The organism is Chelatococcus caeni (genome assembly GCF_014196925.1).
Lineage (GTDB): Bacteria > Pseudomonadota > Alphaproteobacteria > Rhizobiales > Beijerinckiaceae > Chelatococcus_A > Chelatococcus_A caeni.
On the sequence record NZ_JACIEN010000009.1, the window covers coordinates 107,824 to 124,003 of the forward strand.

Annotated in this window: 13 protein-coding genes and 1 pseudogene; all 14 read right to left on the reverse strand. The window is 69.4% G+C overall.

The features are described from left to right. Positions 1 to 65 precede the first annotated feature (65 nt). Positions 66 to 1,775: an urease subunit alpha gene (gene ureC / locus GGR16_RS24575; protein ID WP_183318737.1), complete on the reverse strand. Its 1,710-nt coding sequence runs from the start codon at positions 1,773 to 1,775 to the stop codon at positions 66 to 68. A 15-nt stretch (positions 1,776 to 1,790) separates the two neighbouring features. Beyond that, on the reverse strand, positions 1,791 to 2,183 hold the full coding sequence (locus GGR16_RS24580; RefSeq protein WP_183318740.1) for a PIN domain-containing protein: 393 nt from the start codon (positions 2,181 to 2,183) through the stop codon (positions 1,791 to 1,793). Beyond that, positions 2,180 to 2,467, reverse strand: a complete 288-nt coding sequence (locus GGR16_RS24585; protein WP_019404068.1) for an AbrB/MazE/SpoVT family DNA-binding domain-containing protein — start codon at positions 2,465 to 2,467, stop codon at positions 2,180 to 2,182. Before GGR16_RS24585 ends, GGR16_RS24580 begins: the two co-directional genes overlap by 4 nt. Before the next feature lie 52 nt (positions 2,468 to 2,519). Continuing rightward, complete coding sequence (locus GGR16_RS24590; RefSeq protein ID WP_183318742.1) at positions 2,520 to 3,140, reverse strand: urease subunit gamma; 621 nt, start codon at positions 3,138 to 3,140, stop codon at positions 2,520 to 2,522. A gap of 14 nt (positions 3,141 to 3,154) precedes the next feature. Continuing rightward, positions 3,155 to 3,940: an urease accessory protein UreD gene (locus GGR16_RS24595; RefSeq protein ID WP_343059949.1), complete on the reverse strand. Its 786-nt coding sequence runs from the start codon at positions 3,938 to 3,940 to the stop codon at positions 3,155 to 3,157. A 67-nt stretch (positions 3,941 to 4,007) separates the two neighbouring features. Continuing rightward, on the reverse strand, positions 4,008 to 4,703 hold the full coding sequence (gene urtE / locus GGR16_RS24600; RefSeq protein WP_019404071.1) for an urea ABC transporter ATP-binding subunit UrtE: 696 nt from the start codon (positions 4,701 to 4,703) through the stop codon (positions 4,008 to 4,010). A 6-nt stretch (positions 4,704 to 4,709) separates the two neighbouring features. Continuing rightward, positions 4,710 to 5,465 (reverse strand): urea ABC transporter ATP-binding protein UrtD, encoded by a 756-nt coding sequence (gene urtD / locus GGR16_RS24605; protein ID WP_183318745.1) that lies wholly within the window; start codon positions 5,463 to 5,465, stop codon positions 4,710 to 4,712. A gap of 5 nt (positions 5,466 to 5,470) precedes the next feature. Then, on the reverse strand, positions 5,471 to 6,616 hold the full coding sequence (gene urtC / locus GGR16_RS24610; RefSeq protein WP_019404073.1) for an urea ABC transporter permease subunit UrtC: 1,146 nt from the start codon (positions 6,614 to 6,616) through the stop codon (positions 5,471 to 5,473). After that, positions 6,613 to 8,211, reverse strand: coding sequence for an urea ABC transporter permease subunit UrtB (gene urtB / locus GGR16_RS24615; protein ID WP_019404074.1), 1,599 nt, complete (start codon positions 8,209 to 8,211; stop codon positions 6,613 to 6,615). The genes urtC and urtB overlap by 4 nt, the downstream gene beginning before the upstream one ends. A gap of 61 nt (positions 8,212 to 8,272) precedes the next feature. Next, complete coding sequence (gene urtA / locus GGR16_RS24620; protein ID WP_183318747.1) at positions 8,273 to 9,574, reverse strand: urea ABC transporter substrate-binding protein; 1,302 nt, start codon at positions 9,572 to 9,574, stop codon at positions 8,273 to 8,275. Between the two features lie 495 nt (positions 9,575 to 10,069). Further along, positions 10,070 to 13,351: an error-prone DNA polymerase gene (locus GGR16_RS24625; protein WP_183318749.1), complete on the reverse strand. Its 3,282-nt coding sequence runs from the start codon at positions 13,349 to 13,351 to the stop codon at positions 10,070 to 10,072. Next, positions 13,348 to 14,937, reverse strand: a complete 1,590-nt coding sequence (locus tag GGR16_RS24630) for a DinB/UmuC family translesion DNA polymerase (RefSeq protein ID WP_183318750.1) — start codon at positions 14,935 to 14,937, stop codon at positions 13,348 to 13,350. Before GGR16_RS24630 ends, GGR16_RS24625 begins: the two co-directional genes overlap by 4 nt. After that, complete coding sequence (locus GGR16_RS24635) at positions 14,828 to 15,619, reverse strand: ImuA family protein (protein WP_183318752.1); 792 nt, start codon at positions 15,617 to 15,619, stop codon at positions 14,828 to 14,830. Before GGR16_RS24635 ends, GGR16_RS24630 begins: the two co-directional genes overlap by 110 nt. Before the next feature lie 159 nt (positions 15,620 to 15,778). Next, positions 15,779 to 16,069, reverse strand: a pseudogene (locus GGR16_RS24640) (protein phosphatase CheZ); the annotation flags it as partial. Between the last annotated feature and the right edge of the window lie 111 nt (positions 16,070 to 16,180).

A 16,180-nucleotide genomic window follows, 5' to 3' on the forward strand; every position in this document is an offset into this window, starting at 1 on the left:
GCCCGCGTTAGTAGCAGGAAACGGCGTTTGTGCTACTAACCTGCCCGATGTCGGATGTATCTGCATCAGAACAGGAAATACCGCTGCGCTATGGGCAGCACCTTGGCCGGCTCGCAGACCAGCAGTTCCCCGTCGGCCGTCACGGCATAGGTCTCCGGATCGACATGGATATCCGGCGTCGCGCCATTGTGGATGAGCGAGGCCTTGGAGATGCCGGAGCGGGTGTTGTCGACGGGCAGCAGCTTCTTCTCGACGCCCAACCTGTGATCGATGCCGCGGTCGAGGGCGGCCTTGGAGACGAAGGTGACGCTCGTCTCCGTCAGAGCCTTGCCGAAGGCGCCGAACATGTGTCGGTAGTGCACCGGCTGCGGCGTCGGGATGGAGGCGTTGGGGTCGCCCATGGCGGCGGCCGCGATGGTGCCGCCCTTGACGATGAGGTCCGGCTTCACGCCGAAGAAGGCCGGCGACCACAGCACGAGGTCGGCGAGCTTGCCGACCTCGACCGAGCCGATATGGGTCGAGACCCCGTGGGCGATGGCCGGGTTGATGGTGTATTTGGCGATGTAGCGCTTGACCCGCTGATTGTCGTTGCCGCTCTCGCCGGGCAGATGGCCGCGCTGCACCTTCATCTTGTGCGCCGTCTGCCAGGTGCGGGTGATGACCTCGCCGACACGGCCCATGGCCTGGCTGTCGGACGACATCATCGAGAGGGCGCCGATGTCGTGCAGGATGTCCTCGGCCGCGATCGTTTCCTTGCGGATGCGGCTCTCGGCGAAGGCGAGGTCCTCCGGGATCGACGGGTCGAGGTGATGGCACACCATGAGCATGTCGAGATGCTCGTCGAGGGTGTTCACCGTGAAGGGCCGCGTCGGGTTGGTGGAGGAGGGCAGCACGTTCGGCAGGCCCGCCACCTTGATGATGTCCGGCGCGTGGCCGCCGCCGGCGCCCTCCGTGTGGAAGGCATGGATGGTGCGGCCCTTGAAGGCGGCGATGGTGTCCTCGACGAAGCCCGACTCGTTGAGCGTGTCGGTGTGGATCATCACCTGCACGTCATAGTCGTCGGCGACGGAGAGGCAGCAGTCGATGGCCGCGGGCGTCGTGCCCCAGTCCTCGTGCAGCTTCATGGCGCAGGCGCCGGCCTCGATCTGCTCGATCAGCGCGCCCGGCAGTGCCGCATTGCCCTTGCCGGCGAAGGCGAGGTTCACCGGCAGCGCGTCGGCGGCGCGGATCATCTGCTCGATGTGCCAGGGGCCGGGGGTGCAGGTGGTCGCATTGGTGCCCGTCGCCGGGCCCGTGCCGCCGCCGAGCATGGTGGTGATGCCGGACATCAGGGCATCTTCCACCTGCTGCGGGCAGATGAAGTGGATGTGCGCATCGAAGCCGCCTGCCGTGAGGATCTTGCCCTCACCGGCGATGACCTCGGTACCCGGGCCGATGATGATGGTGACATTCGGCTGGATGTCCGGGTTGCCGGCCTTGCCGATCGCCGCGATGCGCCCGCCCTTGAGGCCGACGTCGGCCTTCACGATGCCCCAGTGGTCGACGATGAGCGCATTGGTGATGACGGTGTCGACCGCCCCCTGCGCGCGTGTCGCCTGGCTCTGGCCCATGCCGTCGCGGATCACCTTGCCGCCGCCGAACTTCACCTCCTCGCCATAGGTAGTGAAGTCGCGCTCCACCTCGATAAAGAGCTCGGTGTCGGCGAGGCGCACCTTGTCGCCCGTGGTCGGGCCGAACATGTCCGCGTAAGCCGCGCGGGAGAAGGGGAAGGGCATGGGCGTCCTTTCTAGCTAGACGGAACGGAAGAGCCGGCTTCGGCTCGCCTTTCCGTCGAAGGTCAGGGTGCCGTCGCAGCCTGCGCGCGTGTTCAGGGCGGCGATCAGAGCGTCGGCGAAGTCGAGTTGCTCCGCTTTCATGATTTCGAGGCCGTCGATGACGGCATCGCGGTCCGCGATGACATAGCCGGGGCTTTCCAGCAGCGCCTCGATGGCCATGATCACGTCGGTGCGGCTCGCCCGGTAGCGCCGCTGCAGGTTCCAGACGAGCTCGACAAGGACGACACTGTTGACGAAGCCCGGCGCCTCGGCGCTCAATGTCTCGAGCAGCCGCACCGCTTTCGGCGATTGCGCCGGGTCGTCGTTGGTCAACGCCCGCAGCAGGACGTTCGTGTCGAGCCCGATCACGGGGCTTCATCCGAAGCGGAGCGCTTCGACCTTTCGTCACGCGCAGCCGTTTCCGCGGCAATGGCCTCATCGTCAGACCCGAAACGAGGATCGGGCTTCAGATGGGCCAGCATGCCGGCGAGCGCCGCGGCGCTCTTGGCCCTGATGCGCATCCTGATCGTGCCGTCGTAGCCTTCGAAGAACTCGACGAGGTCGCCGGACCTGATGCCGAACTTGTCGCGCAGGGAGGCAGGAAGGGTTATCTGCCCTTTGCTGGTAACCGTAGAGGCGCCTATGTGCGGCATATTGGATATCTCCTTACAAATTCGAAGGAGTATAGCATTTTAACGGTACGCCTTACAGTCTGCCCATCACCTGCTGGCGGAAGCCATAGACCTTGCGCTCGCCGGTGAGCGCGACGAGCGTGACCTCGCGCGTCTGGCCGGGCTCGAAGCGCATGGCGGTACCGGCGGGGATGTCGAGGCGCATGCCGCGGGCCTTGTCACGGTCGAAGGACAACGACGGGTTCGTCTCGTAGAAGTGGTAGTGCGAACCGACCTGGATCGGCCGGTCGCCGGTATTGGCGACGGTGAGCGTCACCGTCTCGCGGCCTTCGTTGAGGACGAGTTCGCCCGGCGCGGCCAGCGTCTCGCCGGGCTGGAGCGCGCCGGTCGCGCCGCGGATGGGATGATGCACGGTGACGAGCTTGGTGCCGTCGGGGAAGGTCGCCTCCACCTGCATGTCGGGGATCATCTCGGCGACGCCGTCCATCACCTGTTCCGGGGTGAGCACGTGCGCGCCCGCCTCCATCAGCTCGGCGACCGAGCGGCCGTCGCGCGCGCCCTCGACGACGAAATCGGTGATGAGGGCGATGGCCTCCGGGTAGTTCAGCTTGACGCCGCGCTCCAGGCGCCGGCGGGCGACCATGGCCGCCATGGCGATCAGGAGCTTGTCCTTCTCACGCGGGGTGAGGTTCATCGCGTCTCCTCCAGCTACCAATAGCGCGGCACGCTGCGGCCGCGGAAAGTTTCGATCGTGCGCACGATGTCGGCGCGCAGGGCCGCCGGGTCGGGTCCCATCAGCCGGGCGACGAGCAGGCCGTTCCAGGCGCTCGCGCCGCATTCGCTCGTCGCGCCGGCGAGGGCCGCGCGCATGGCGTCGAGCCGCGCCTCGGCGTCGGGGGCGACGTGGAGGATCGTGGCGAGCGCGCGTGCTCCACCGCCGATGGCCGGACGCGCGAGCCACGCGGCGATACTGCCGTCGAGCCTGACCGCCTCCGCGAAGACGAGCCGGCCGTCCCGGCGGATCGACCAGCGGTCGTCGAGACGCCCTTCGGTAACCGCCTCGCCCATGGCGGTGCGGCCGAAGACGAGGCTCTCGGCGAGGGTGAGCGAGGCGTCCGGCGCCATCTCGACGTCGAGCCGGCGCACGAGCCGCGCCCGGTCGAAGAGGATCATCTCCTGCGGCAGCCAGGCAAGATCGCTGCCCGCGCCGAGCCTGAGCGCGATGTCGATGCGGGTGGGAGCGTCCTCGGCCCGGTAGAGTTTCTCCGCCGCCTGGCTGGTGACGAGGGCTTGCGCGCCCGGGGCGAGGGCGATGTCGACGCGCATGTGGTCGCCGCCCGCCATGCCGCCGCCGGTGTTGATGAGGGCGCCTTCGCAGATCTCGGCGTTGCGCGGGAAGCGGATGCGGTAGCCGCCGCTCTCGGCGACGGTCAGCGGCTGGGTGCGTCCGCCCGCCGTCCCGAAGGCGACGCGCACGCCGCCTTGCGCACGCACGAAAGCGGGCATGCTGGGGGCGGATGCGGCCGGAGCCGCGCCGGCGTGGCCCAGGTCGGATCGCATATCAGACCGCAAGGCGCTGGCGGACATCGTCCTCCACCATGGTGTCGCGCGTTCCGGCAAGGACGATCTGGCCGCGCTCCATGACCGCGAAGCTGTCGCACAGGTCGCGGGCGAATTCGAAGAACTGCTCGACGAGCACGATCGCCATCTCCCCCTTGCCGCGAAGATAGTCGATGGCGCGGCCGATGTCCTTGATGATGGAGGGCTGGATACCCTCCGTCGGCTCGTCGAGCACCAGCACCTTCGGCCGGGTGACGAGCGCGCGCGCGATGGCGAGCTGCTGCTGCTGGCCGCCGGAGAGGTCGCCGCCGCGCCGGCCGAGCATGTCCTTGAGCACGGGGAAGAGCGCGAAGATCTCGTCCGGCACGTGGCGCTCGCCGCGCTTCAGGGGCGCAAAGCCGGTCTCCAGGTTCTCGCGCACGCTGAGCAGCGGGAAGATCTCGCGGCCCTGCGGCACGAAGGCGATGCCGCGGCGGGCACGATCATAGGGCTCGAGCCGCGAGATGTCCGCGCCGTCGAGGCTGATGCGACCGGCCGAGATCGGCTGCCGGCCGACGATGGCGCGCATCAGCGAGGTCTTGCCGACGCCGTTGCGGCCGAGCACGCAGGTCACCTTGCCGGGCGCGGCCTCGAGCGAGACCCGGCGCAGCGCCTGGGCTGCGCCGTAGTGCAGATCGATGGAATCGACGCTCAGCATGGCATTCTACCGTCCGAGATAAACTTCGATGACGCGCTCGTTGGCCGAGACCGCGTCGATGGAGCCTTCGGCCAGCACGGAGCCCTCGTGCAGGACGGTGACCTTGCAGCCGAGGTCGCGGACGAAGGCCATGTCGTGCTCGACGACGACGACCGAATGCTCGCGGGCGATCTCCTTGAGGAGATGTGCCGTCTCGGCGGTCTCGGCGTCGGTCATGCCGGCGACGGGCTCGTCGACGAGCAGGAGCTTCGGATCCTGCGCCAGCAGCATGCCGATCTCGAGCCACTGCTTCTGGCCGTGCGAGAGATCGGCCGCGAGGCGCCCGCGATGCTCGGTGAGGCGCACGGTCGACAGAATGGCGTCGATGCGCTCCCCGGCGATGCGGTTGCGGGCGCCGAAGAGGGCCGAGAAGGGCGAGCGCGCGCCGGCGAGCGCCAGGCGGATGTTGTCGGCCACCGTGTGGCTCTCGAACACCGTCGGCTTCTGGAACTTGCGCCCGATGCCGAGTGTCGCGATCTCGGCCTCGTCGAGCATGGTGAGGTCGATCATGCCGCCGAAGAAGACCTCGCCCTCGTCGGGCCGCGTCTTGCCGGTGATGATGTCCATCATCGTCGTCTTGCCGGCGCCGTTGGGGCCGATGATGGCGCGCATCTCGCCCGGGGCGATGGCGAGCGAGAGATTGTTGATGGCGCGGAAGCCGTCGAAGGTGACGGAGACGCCGTCGAGATAGAGCACGGTGTTGGTGAGGGTGGGGCTGGTCATCGGCTTCACTCCGCCGCCTCGGCCGCGATCCCGGCGGGCTTTGCCGTGGCCGTCGCCTGCCGCTTCTCCCGCCACTCGGCGAGCGTGCCGACGATGCCCTTCGGCAGGTAGAGCGTGACGACGATGAAGAGCGCGCCGAGGGCGAAGAGCCACAGCTCCGGCAGGGCGCCGGTCAGCCAGGACTTTGCCATGTTGACGACGACGGCGCCGAGGGCCGCACCGACGAGCGTGCCGCGGCCGCCGACGGCGACCCACACCACCGCCTCGATGGAATTGGCCGGCGAGAACTCGCTCGGGTTGATGATGCCGACCTGCGGCACGTAGAGCGCGCCGGCGACGCCCGCCATCATGGCCGAGACGGTGAAGGCGACGAGCTTGTAGTGCTCCACGCGGTAGCCGAGAAAGCGCGTGCGGGATTCAGCGTCGCGAATGGCGACGAGCACCTTGCCGTAGGTGGAGGTGACCATGTAGCGCGCCACGCCATAGCCGAGGGCGAGCGCGATCACCGTCGCGACGAACAGTGCAAGGCGCGTGCCCTGCGCCTGGACGGAAAAGCCGAGGATGTCCTTGAAGTCGGTGAGGCCGTTGTTGCCGCCGAGCCCCATGTCGTTGCGGAAGAAGGCGAGCATCAGGGCGAAGGTCATCGCCTGGGTGATGATGGAGAGATAGACGCCCGTGACGCGGGAGCGAAAGGCGAGCCAGCCGAAGACGAAGGCCAGCAGCCCCGGCACGGCGAGCACCATCAGCGCCGCGAAGGGGAAGATGTCGAAGCCCGACCAGTACCAGGGCAGTTCCTGCCAGTTGAGGAAGACCATGAAGTCCGGCAGCACGGGGTGGCCGTAGACGCCGCGCGGGCCGATCTGGCGCATCAGGTACATGCCCATGGCATAGCCGCCGAGGGCGAAGAAGGCGCCGTGGCCGAGCGAGAGGATGCCGCAGTAGCCCCAGACGAGGTCGAGCGCCAGGGCGAGCAGCGCATAGGAGAGGTACTTGCCGAGGAGCGAGACCGCATAGGTCGGCACGTGCAGCGGCGATGTCTCCGGCAAGAAGAGGTTCGACAGCGGCACGAGGACGGCGAGGGCGGCGAGGACGCCAAGGAAGATGGCGCCCTTGCCGTCGAGCATCGCAAGGAGGATGGGGCGTCGCGTCATGCTTCCACCGCCCGTCCCTTGAGGGCGAAGAGCCCGCGCGGTCGCTTCTGGATGAAGAGGATGAGGAAGACGAGGAGCAGGATCTTGCCGAGCACGGCGCCGGCGAAGGGCTCCAGGAACTTGTTGGCGATGCCGAGGGTCAGCGCCGAGACGAGCGTGCCCCACAGGTTGCCGACGCCGCCGAAGACGACGACCATGAAGCTGTCGACGATGTAGCTCTGGCCGAGGTTGGGCGAGACGTTGTCGATCTGCGACAGGGCCACGCCGGCCACCCCGGCGATGCCGGAGCCCAGCGCGAAGGCCATGGTGTCGACCCATGGCGTGCGGATGCCCATGGAGGCGGCCATGCGCCGGTTCTGCGTCACGGCGCGGATCTTGAGGCCGAAGGAGGTGGCCTTCAGCGCGACGATGAGGGCGGCGAAGACGGCGAGGCTGAAGACGACGATCCACAGCCGGCCGTAGGTGATGGTGAGGCCGCCGAGGTCGAAGGCGCCGGCCATGTAGGAGGGGGCGCCGACCTCGCGGTTCGACGGCCCGAAGAGCGAGCGCACGGCCTGCTGCAGGATGAGGCTGACGCCCCAGGTGGCGAGCAGCGTCTCCAGCGGGCGGCCGTAGAGATGGCGGATGATGCCGCGCTCGATCGCCGCGCCGACGAGCGCGGCGACGAGGAAGGCCATGGGGATGGCGACCGGCAGCGTCCAGTCGAACAGCCCGGGGGCGTGGGTGCGCGCCAGCTCCTGGATGACGAAGGTGGTGTAGGCGCCGATCATCACCATCTCGCCGTGGGCCATGTTGATGATGCCCATGACGCCGAAGGTGATGGCGAGGCCGATGGCGGCGAGCAGCAGCACGGAGCCGAGCGACAGGCCGTACCAGACATTCTGCAGCATCGACAGCACGGCAAGCCGCCGCTCGACGGCGGTGATGGCGCCTTCCGCGGCCTCGCGCACCGTCGGCGATCCCTGCGCGGCGGCGGCGCGCAGGAGCGCGAGCGCATCCTGGTCGGCCCGTGTGGCGAGGATGTCGACGGCCTCGATCTTCTGAAGGTCCGAGGCTCCGGCATCGCCGAGCAGGATGGCGGCGCGGGCCTCGCCCATCAGCCGCCGGATGCCGGCGACCTCCTCGCGGGCGATGGCCTCGTCGAGGGTTGCGAGGGCGGTGGCATCGCGCGAGCGGAAGACCGCTTCGGCCGCCTGGCGGCGGGCGGCGGCGTCGGGCGCCATCAATGTCAGGGCGCCGAGAGCGGCCTCGACGGCGCGGCGGATGCGGTTGTTGAGGCGCACGGCCTTGGGCGACGGAGGCGCTTCGGCGAGGGCTTCCCCCGTCGCCGCGTCCGACCAGCCGCCGTTCGCGCCCTCGATGACCACGCGCTTGTCGGCGGCAACCGCGAGGCGGCCGTCGCGCAGCGCCTCGATGATGGCTTGCGTGCGGGCATCGCCCGAACGGGCGAGGAGATCGACGCCCTTCTCGATATCGGGAAAGCGGCCGCTGGCGATGAGGGTGAGCGCCTCCCCCGCATCGGCCGGCGCTGCGCGGACCGGCGCGGCGAGAAGGCCGCAGGCGAGCGCAAGGAGGAGGCAGAGGAGGCGTGGCATCGCGCTTCTTTCGGGAGAGGGCCGGCGGCGTGGGCTCCGCCGGCCTGAGGTGCAGGGCGGGTTACTGGGCGACCGGACCCTGGCCGCCGCACTTGCCGGTCTTGGCGTTGAAGTTGCCGCAGGAGAGCGGGGCGCGCCAATCGGCGATGAGGTCCTTCGAGCCGTCGAGATAGTCCGACCACTCGTCGCCGACGACGAGGCCCGGTGTCTGCGAGACGACGGAGAACTGGCCGTCCTCCTGGATCTCGCCGATGAGCACGGGCTTGGTGATGTGGTGGTTCGGCATCATCGTGGAATAGCCGCCCGAGAGGTTGGGCACCGAGACGCCGATGAGCGCGTCGATGACGGCGTCGGGATCGGTGGAGCCGGCCTTCTCCACCGCCTTCACCCACATGTTGAAGCCGATGACATGCGCCTCCATCGGGTCGTTGGTGACGCGCTTGTCGTTCTTGGTGAAGGCCTTCCACTTGGCGATGAAATCGTTGTTCTCGGCCGTGTCGACGGACTGGAAGTAGTTCCAGGCGGCGAGATGGCCGACGAGCGGCTTGGTGTCGATGCCGGCGAGCTCCTCCTCGCCCACGGAGAAGGCGACGACCGGAATGTCGGTGGCCTTGATGCCCTGGTTGGCGAGCTCCTTGTAGAAGGGCACGTTGGCGTCGCCGTTGATGGTGGAGACGACCGCCGTCTTCTTGCCGCCCGAGCCGAACTTCTTGATGTCGGCGACGCGGGTCTGCCAGTCGGAATGGCCGAAGGGCGTGTAGTTGACGGAGATGTCCTCGTCCTTGACGCCCTTGGCCTTGAGATAGGCCTCGAGGATCTTGTTGGTCGTGCGCGGATAGACGTAGTCGGTGCCCTCCAGCACCCAGCGCTCGACGCCCTCGTTCTCCATCAGGTAGTCGACGGCGGGGATAGCCTGCTGGTTGGGGGCGGCGCCCGTGTAGAAGATGTTGCGGGAGGATTCCTCGCCCTCGTACTGGACGGGGTAGAAGAGGATGCCGTTCAGCTCCTCGAAGACCGGCAGGACGGACTTGCGCGACACGGAGGTCCAGCAGCCGAAGGTGGCGGCCACCTTGTCCTTGGTGATGAGCTCGCGCGCCTTCTCGGCGAACAGCGGCCAGTTCGAGGCCGGGTCGACGACGACGGCCTCGAGCTTCTTGCCGAGGAGGCCGCCCTTCTTGTTCTGCTCCTCGATGAGCATCAGCATCACGTCCTTCAGCGTCGTCTCGCTGATGGCCATGGTGCCCGAGAGCGAATGCAGGATGCCGACCTTGATGACGTCCTGAGCGCTCGCGCCTGCCGCCGGCAGCGCGATTGTCGCCGCCGTCGCGAGCGTTGCGAGTATCTTCTGGAAACGATTTCGCATTGTCGTTGCTCCACCCCCGGATGATTGTTGCGGGAGGGAGGGCAGCAAGCCCCGTGCCAGCCTCGCCGGGCGGGGCACAGCCTGCGGGCAGGGCCTGATCGACAAACGGGCTGATGATTTTTTGGGCAGCAGAATGCCCGTTTGCTGCGCGTCTGTGCGCCCGCCGGGCGGAACCTTCTCCCCGCAGGCGGCAGGGGCTATCGCGATGGGTATCGAGGCCTCGATCCTCCCCCGCATGGGGGAGGTGGCGCCGCGAAGTCGGGCTCGCCCGACTTCGGTTTCCAAATGTCGAACTCGGGCAAGCCCGAGTTCGATGGCGGCGACGGAGGGGCCATGGGTTTGACGTCAAGAGCGCCGTACCCGGTCTTGACCCCACCCGTCTCGCGCCTTCGGCGCGATCCACCCTCCCCACGAGGGGAGGGATCAATACCGCTCATTCACATGGGGATAGCGCTGCCGCCAGGATAGGGAGCTGCCACCGTCCCTCCGCGGCGCTCAATGAAAATCGCGCGACTTGGGCAGGATGCGCACGTTGCGCGGATGGCCCGCGGAGCGCGGATGTTGCGGATGGGCGAATACGTCGGCGCGTGACAGCGTCGTGCGCGCCTCGTGCGCCTGCGACAGCGCGGCGAGGTCCTGCGAGCGGTCGTCGACCGCCTCGGCCATGAGGTGGACGACGCCCTCCGGGCTCTTCTGCACCCGCCCGGCGACGAGGGCGAGGCGTGCGCTCATGACCTGCCGGCGGAAGCGCTCGAAGCGCCGCACCCACAGGACGACATTGGTGATGCCCGTCTCGTCCTCCAGCGTCATGAAGATGGCGTTGCCCTTGCCGGGGCGCTGGCGCACCAGCACGACGCCGGCGACCCTGGCGAAGGCGCCGTCCGGCAGGGCCGCGACCTCGGCCGTGGTCCTGACGCCCTCGCGCCGGAAGCCCTCACGCAGGAAGGCCATGGGATGGGCCTTCAGCGAGAGGCGCAGCATCTGGTAATCGGCCACCACATGTTCCGACAGCGGCATGGCCGGCAGGGCGGCGTCGGTTTCGTCCGCCAATTCGCGCGCCGCGGCGGCGGCGAAGAGGGGCAGGGGCGCGTCGTCGGGCAGGCGGCGCACGGCCCACAGGGCCTCGCGCCGGTCGAGCCCGATGGAGCGGAAGGCATCGGCATCGGCGAGGATCTTCAGGGCGCGCTGCGGCAGGCGGGCGCGCTTCCACAGGGCCTCGACGCTGTCGTAGCCGGTGCCGCGCGCGGCCAGGAGCGCCTGCGACCAGTCCGTGCTGAAGCCGTCCACCTGGCGAAAGCCCAGGCGCAGGGCGAGCGTGCCGTCCGGCCGTTTTTCGAGCGTGTTGTCGTGGGCGCTCGCGTTGATGTCGACGGCGCGCACCTTAACGCCGTGCTCGCGCGCATCGCGCACGATCTGCGCCGGGGCATAGAAGCCCATGGGCTGGGAATTGAGCAAAGCGCAGGCGAAGACGGCCGGGTGGTGGCATTTGATCCAGGCCGAGATGTAGACGAGCTTGGCGAAGGAGGCGGCGTGGCTCTCGGGAAAGCCGTACTCGCCGAAGCCCTTGATCTGGTTGAAGCAGCGCTCGGCGAAGGCGCGCTCGTAGCCGCGCGCCACCATGCCCTCCACCATCTTCTTCTCGAAGGTGTGGATGGTGCCGACGTGGCGGAAGGTGGCCATGGCGCGGCGCAGGCCGTTCGCCTGCTCGGGGGTGAAATCCGCCGCTACCATGGCGATCTTCATCGCCTGCTCCTGAAAGAGGGGCACGCCGAGAGTGCGCTTGAGGACATTGCGCAGTTCATTCGGATCGTGCGGCGGCCGAGGTGCGGGATAGTCGACCTTCTCCTCATCGTTCCGCCGGCGCAGGTAGGGATGCACCATGTCGCCCTGGATGGGTCCCGGCCGGACGATGGCGACCTGGATGACGAGGTCGTAGAACTCCCTCGGCTTGAGGCGCGGCAGCATGTTGATCTGCGCCCGGCTCTCCACCTGGAAGACGCCGATGGAATCGCCCTTGCAGAGCATGTCGTAGACGGCGGGATCCTCCCTCGGCACGGCGGCGAGATCGAGGTCGAGGCCGCAGTGGCTGCGCAGGAGATCGAAGGCCTTGCGGATGCAGGTGAGCATGCCGAGGCCGAGCACGTCGACCTTCATGAGGCGGACGGCGTCGATGTCGTCCTTGTCCCACTCGATGAAGGTGCGCTCGTCCATGGCGGCATTGCCGATGGGCACCGTCTCGTCGAGGCGGCTGCGCATCAGCACGAAGCCGCCGACATGCTGGGAGAGGTGGCGGGGGAAGCCGAGGAGTTGCTTCGCGAGGTCGACGGCGCGGCGGATCACCGGGTTCTTCGGGTCGAGCCCGGCCTCGCGGATGTGCTTGTCGGCGATCGGCGAGCCCCAACTGCCCCAGACCGTGCCGGCGAGGCGCGCGGTCACGTCCTCCGTCAGGCCGAGCGCCTTGCCCACCTCGCGGATGGCGCTGCGCGGGCGGTAGCTGATGACGGTGGCGGCGATGCCGGCATGGTCGCGGCCGTAGCGTTCGTAGATGTGCTGGATCACCTCCTCGCGCCGCTCGTGCTCGAAGTCGACGTCGATGTCCGGTGGCTCGCGCCGCTCGCTGGAAATGAAGCGGGCGAAGAGGAGGTCGTTATCCTCCGGGTCGACGGCGGTGATACCGAGCACGTAGCAGACGGCGGAATTGGCGGCCGAGCCACGCCCCTGGCAGAGGATGCCGTGGTCCTCCGCATAGCGCACGATGTCGCGGATGGTGAGGAAGTAGCGCGCATAATCGAGCTCGGCGATGAGGGCGAGCTCCTCCCGCAGGAGCTTCTCCACCTTCTTCGATATCCCCTCCGGATAACGCAAGGCGGCGCAGCGCCAGGTCAGCTCCTCGAGCCAGCCCTGCGGCGTCCTGCCGGGCGGCACCGGCTCCTCCGGATAGTCGTATTCCAGCTCGGAGAGCGAAAAGCTGATGCGGTCGAGGACCTGCAGCGTTTCGCCGATCGCCTCCGGCGCATCGCGGAAGAGCCGCGCCATCTCCTGCGGGGGCTTCAGGTGCCGCTCGGCATTGGCGGCCAGGAGGCGCCCGGCCGTGTGGATGGTGACGCCCTCGCGGATGCAGGTCAGCACGTCCTGCAGCGGGCGCTGGGCGGGCTCGTGATAGAGCACGTCGTTGACGGCGAGGAGCGGCAGGTCCACCCGTGCCGCGATCTCCTTCAGCCCGGCGAGGTCGCGCCGGTCGCTGCCGCCATAGGCCATGGCGGCAGCGAGCCAGGTGGCGCCCGGGGCGGCCTCCTTCAGTTCGCGGAGGATGTCGAGGGACATGCCCTCGGGCCGGCCGGGCATGACGAGGAGCAGGAGGTCGCGCGCATCGGCCACGAGGTCGGCGCGGGTGAGGATGCACTCGCCCTTGTCCGCCTTCAGCTTGCCCAGGGTGAGGAGGCGGCACAGGCGCCCCCAGCCGGTGCGGTTCACCGGATAGGCGAGGATGTCGGGCGTGTCGTCGGCGAAGACGAGGCGGGCACCGACGACGAGCTTGAAGGGCGGCAGCGTCTCCCCCTTCTCTGCCAAAAACGACCTGATCTGCTCGAGCGCCGAATGGGCCCGCACCACGCCGGCGACCGTGTTGCGGTCGGCGATACCGATGCCGGCAAGGCCGAGGAGGAGCGCCTGCTTGACGAGGTCCTCGGCCTTGGAGCCGCCGCGCAGGAAGGAGAAATTGGTGGTGACGGCAAGCTCGGCATAGGCTGCCGCCGGCATTGGGGCGCGCGTGCTCATGCGAAGATCCCGTGCAGGAACCAGCGCGGGGCGGGCGCCTCGCCGAAGAGGCCCTGGCGGAACACCCAGAAGCGCCGCCCCGTCGCATCCTCGACGCGGTAGTAGTCGCGCGTCGGCTCCTCGCCCGCCTCGTCGCGCCACCATTCGGGCGCGATCCGCTCCGGCCCCTCGGCGCGGGCGATCTCGTGCAGCACGCGTCGCCAGCGGAAGCGCAGCGGCGGCCCGTCCGGCACCTCGGCAAGCGCCTCGATGGGCTGTGGCGGATCGAAGAGATGGACCGGCCGCGCCGGAGGATCGGCCGGCCGCTCGACGGGCCAGCCGCAAGGTGGCGCCGTCCCGCCGTCGTCGAGGCGGGCCGCCGGCACCATGCGCACGGCCCTTTCGGGAATGTGCGTGTCGACGAAGGCCGGGCGGAGGACGGCCGCGGCGCCGAAGCGGGCACCGAGCCGGTCGACGAGGGCGGCGACCTCCTCGTCCTCGACCATTCGCCCGTCGAGGCTCACCTGGCTCTCGCCGAGCGGCTCGCAGGCCGTGACGGCAAGGCGCAGCAGGTCGAAGCCGAAGCCGGGGTCGAGGGGATCGGCGAGCGCCGCGAGCCGCTCCCGGAACAGGCGCATGATGACGGCCGCGTCGCGCGTCGGCCGGCCGGTGGCGACCGCAAGGCGCGTGACCCGCCCGTCGGCGCGGAAGAAGGCGGCCTCGAAGCGCCGTCCGCCCTCGCCGCGCTCCGCGAGGATGCGGCCGGCGCGGTGGGCGAGCCCGGCGAGGGCGGCGTCGATGTCCTCCTCGCGGGCCACGGGCTCGGCGAAGCGCCGCTCGACGAGGCAGGGCGGCAGCGGCCGGCGCGGCGAGATGCCGATGTCCTCCTGGCCCAGGATACGCGCGAGACGGATCGGCAGGTCCGCGCCGAAGCGGGCGGCAAGCGGCGCCCCCGGGCGCTCCGCCAGGTCGCCCACGGTCTTCAGCCCCGCCCGGGTGAGGGCGAGCAGTACTTCCGGCGAGACGCCGAGCGCGGCCGCCGGCAGCGGCCGCACCGCCATCTCCTCCTCGCCGGGCGGGACGATGTCGTGCCGCCCGAGCGCCTTGCGGCCGAAGCGGGCGAGCGCCGCTGCCGCCTGGGGCGTGCCGGCGACGCTGCCCCGCACGGTCAGTCCACCGCGGGCGAGGCCCTGCATCACCGTCCGGCGCAGGCCGGCCTCGCCGGCGAAGAGATGGACGCAGCCGGTGATGTCGAGCACGAGGCCGTCGGGCTCCTCGACGGCGACGAGCGGCGTATAGCGGTCGCACCAGTCGGCGAGGCGGGCGAGCAGGGCGGCATCGGCCGCGCGGTCCATGTCCACCGCGACGAGATGGGGAATGCGGGCGCGCGCATCAGCCAGGGTGAGGCCGGGGGTGAGGCCGAGCAAGAACCCCTGCCGGTCGACGGCGGCAAGGCGCAGCGCGCTCGAGACCTTCTCGACGAGGACGAGCGGCGCCTCAGCCTGTGCGGGCGAGGGGGGCGAGGTCCGGCGCTGCCGGTCGGCCGGCAGGAAGGGAAACCACAGGGCGAGATAGCGGCGCGGGCTCGCGGAAGAGACGGTGCTCACGGTGCCACTCCAGGCGCCAGCGGCGGCCCTCAAGGCCGGCGCGATGGCGCAGCAAGGTGATGTCGAAGGCGGGATGGCCGGGGGCGTTGGCGGCCAGCGGCCGGGACGGGGCGGCGGCGGCCGACCAGCGTGTCGCCGCCGCGCTCGGCCGGGGCGTCGCCGCGATGCGCAGCAGAAGCGCGGGAACACCGGATTGCTCGGCTGCGAGCGCAAGGCGGCGGCTCGCCGTCAGGTCGAGGGATTTCGGGTCGCCCCACGGCTCGATGACGACGGCGCCGAGCGCCGGGCAGCGCATGGCCTCCGCCCCCGCCTGCAGCACGCAGGTGGCATCGGGCCCCGTCACCACGACGAGCAGGCGCGGGTCGAGCCCGAGGGCGGCAAGGCCCGGTGCGTGAAGCGCGCCGGTTTCCGCCACGGAAAAACCCTGCCGCACCCAGACCACGCGGCGGCCATCCGCCGCGGCCCGCGCTGCAAGGGCGGCGGCAAAGCCGGCAGCGGCGCCGGCATCCGCGTCCTCGCGCGCGAAGATCTCGTGCACCGCGGCCCGGAGAAAACCGCCGCCCAGCAGCCCGTCCACGGCCGGCGCCCCGCATGTGAAGCGCCGGCCCGCTTCGGAAGCCGCCGGTTCGATCGCGGCAATGCTCCGCCGCAGCGCCTGCAATGTCTCCTGCACCGCGCTCATGACTCTTGTTCCTGTTTCGTTCTATAACGACTCAGGAGGATGCGAGAGTCAATGCCGGGCCATAAGCGCCGTCAGTGGACAGCCGGTGCCGGGCGGCCGTTCATGCCGCCGCCTGCCGACTGTCCACTGACGGAAGGGAAATGGGAGTAGGAATGCTCTTCAGCGGAAGAGGGAATCGACGTCGTCCTGCGACACGACGTCCACGTCGCCGGCGAGCGGCGGCCCGTTGAGCAGGGCTTCGTCGCCCTTCTCCTCCTCTTCCTCCACCTCGACCTCGGCAAGGCTCGAGAGGCTGTCCGGCCCGCCCCAGATCTCCATCATGCTGGTGACCCGCTCCTCGATGAACTTGAGCGTGCCGACCACCTTGCCGATGCGCTGGCCGGTGAGGTCCTGGAAGTTGCAGGCCTCGAAGATGCGGATGACCTGCTCGTAGATGTGGTTGGCGAGTTCCTGCTGCTCGCCCGTGAGAGACCGTTTGAGAAAGGGCTTCCCCTGTGGGTCGGTTCGTGATTCACACTATGGATGTGGACACGAGCGACGCGAGGCCGGATGGCCGCGATC

Coding starts and splice junctions, on each gene's coding strand:
- ureC (WP_183318737.1), bottom strand. CDS start 1,775: ATGCCCTTCCCCTTCTCCCGCGCGGCTTACGCGGACATGTTCGGCCCG.
- GGR16_RS24585 (WP_019404068.1), bottom strand. CDS start 2,467: ATGCCGCACATAGGCGCCTCTACGGTTACCAGCAAAGGGCAGATAACC.
- GGR16_RS24590 (WP_183318742.1), bottom strand. CDS start 3,140: ATGAACCTCACCCCGCGTGAGAAGGACAAGCTCCTGATCGCCATGGCG.
- urtE (WP_019404071.1), bottom strand. CDS start 4,703: ATGCTGAGCGTCGATTCCATCGATCTGCACTACGGCGCAGCCCAGGCG.
- urtD (WP_183318745.1), bottom strand. CDS start 5,465: ATGACCAGCCCCACCCTCACCAACACCGTGCTCTATCTCGACGGCGTC.
- urtC (WP_019404073.1), bottom strand. CDS start 6,616: ATGACGCGACGCCCCATCCTCCTTGCGATGCTCGACGGCAAGGGCGCC.
- urtB (WP_019404074.1), bottom strand. CDS start 8,211: ATGCCACGCCTCCTCTGCCTCCTCCTTGCGCTCGCCTGCGGCCTTCTC.
- urtA (WP_183318747.1), bottom strand. CDS start 9,574: ATGCGAAATCGTTTCCAGAAGATACTCGCAACGCTCGCGACGGCGGCG.
- GGR16_RS24625 (WP_183318749.1), bottom strand. CDS start 13,351: ATGAGCACGCGCGCCCCAATGCCGGCGGCAGCCTATGCCGAGCTTGCC.
- GGR16_RS24635 (WP_183318752.1), bottom strand. CDS start 15,619: ATGAGCGCGGTGCAGGAGACATTGCAGGCGCTGCGGCGGAGCATTGCC.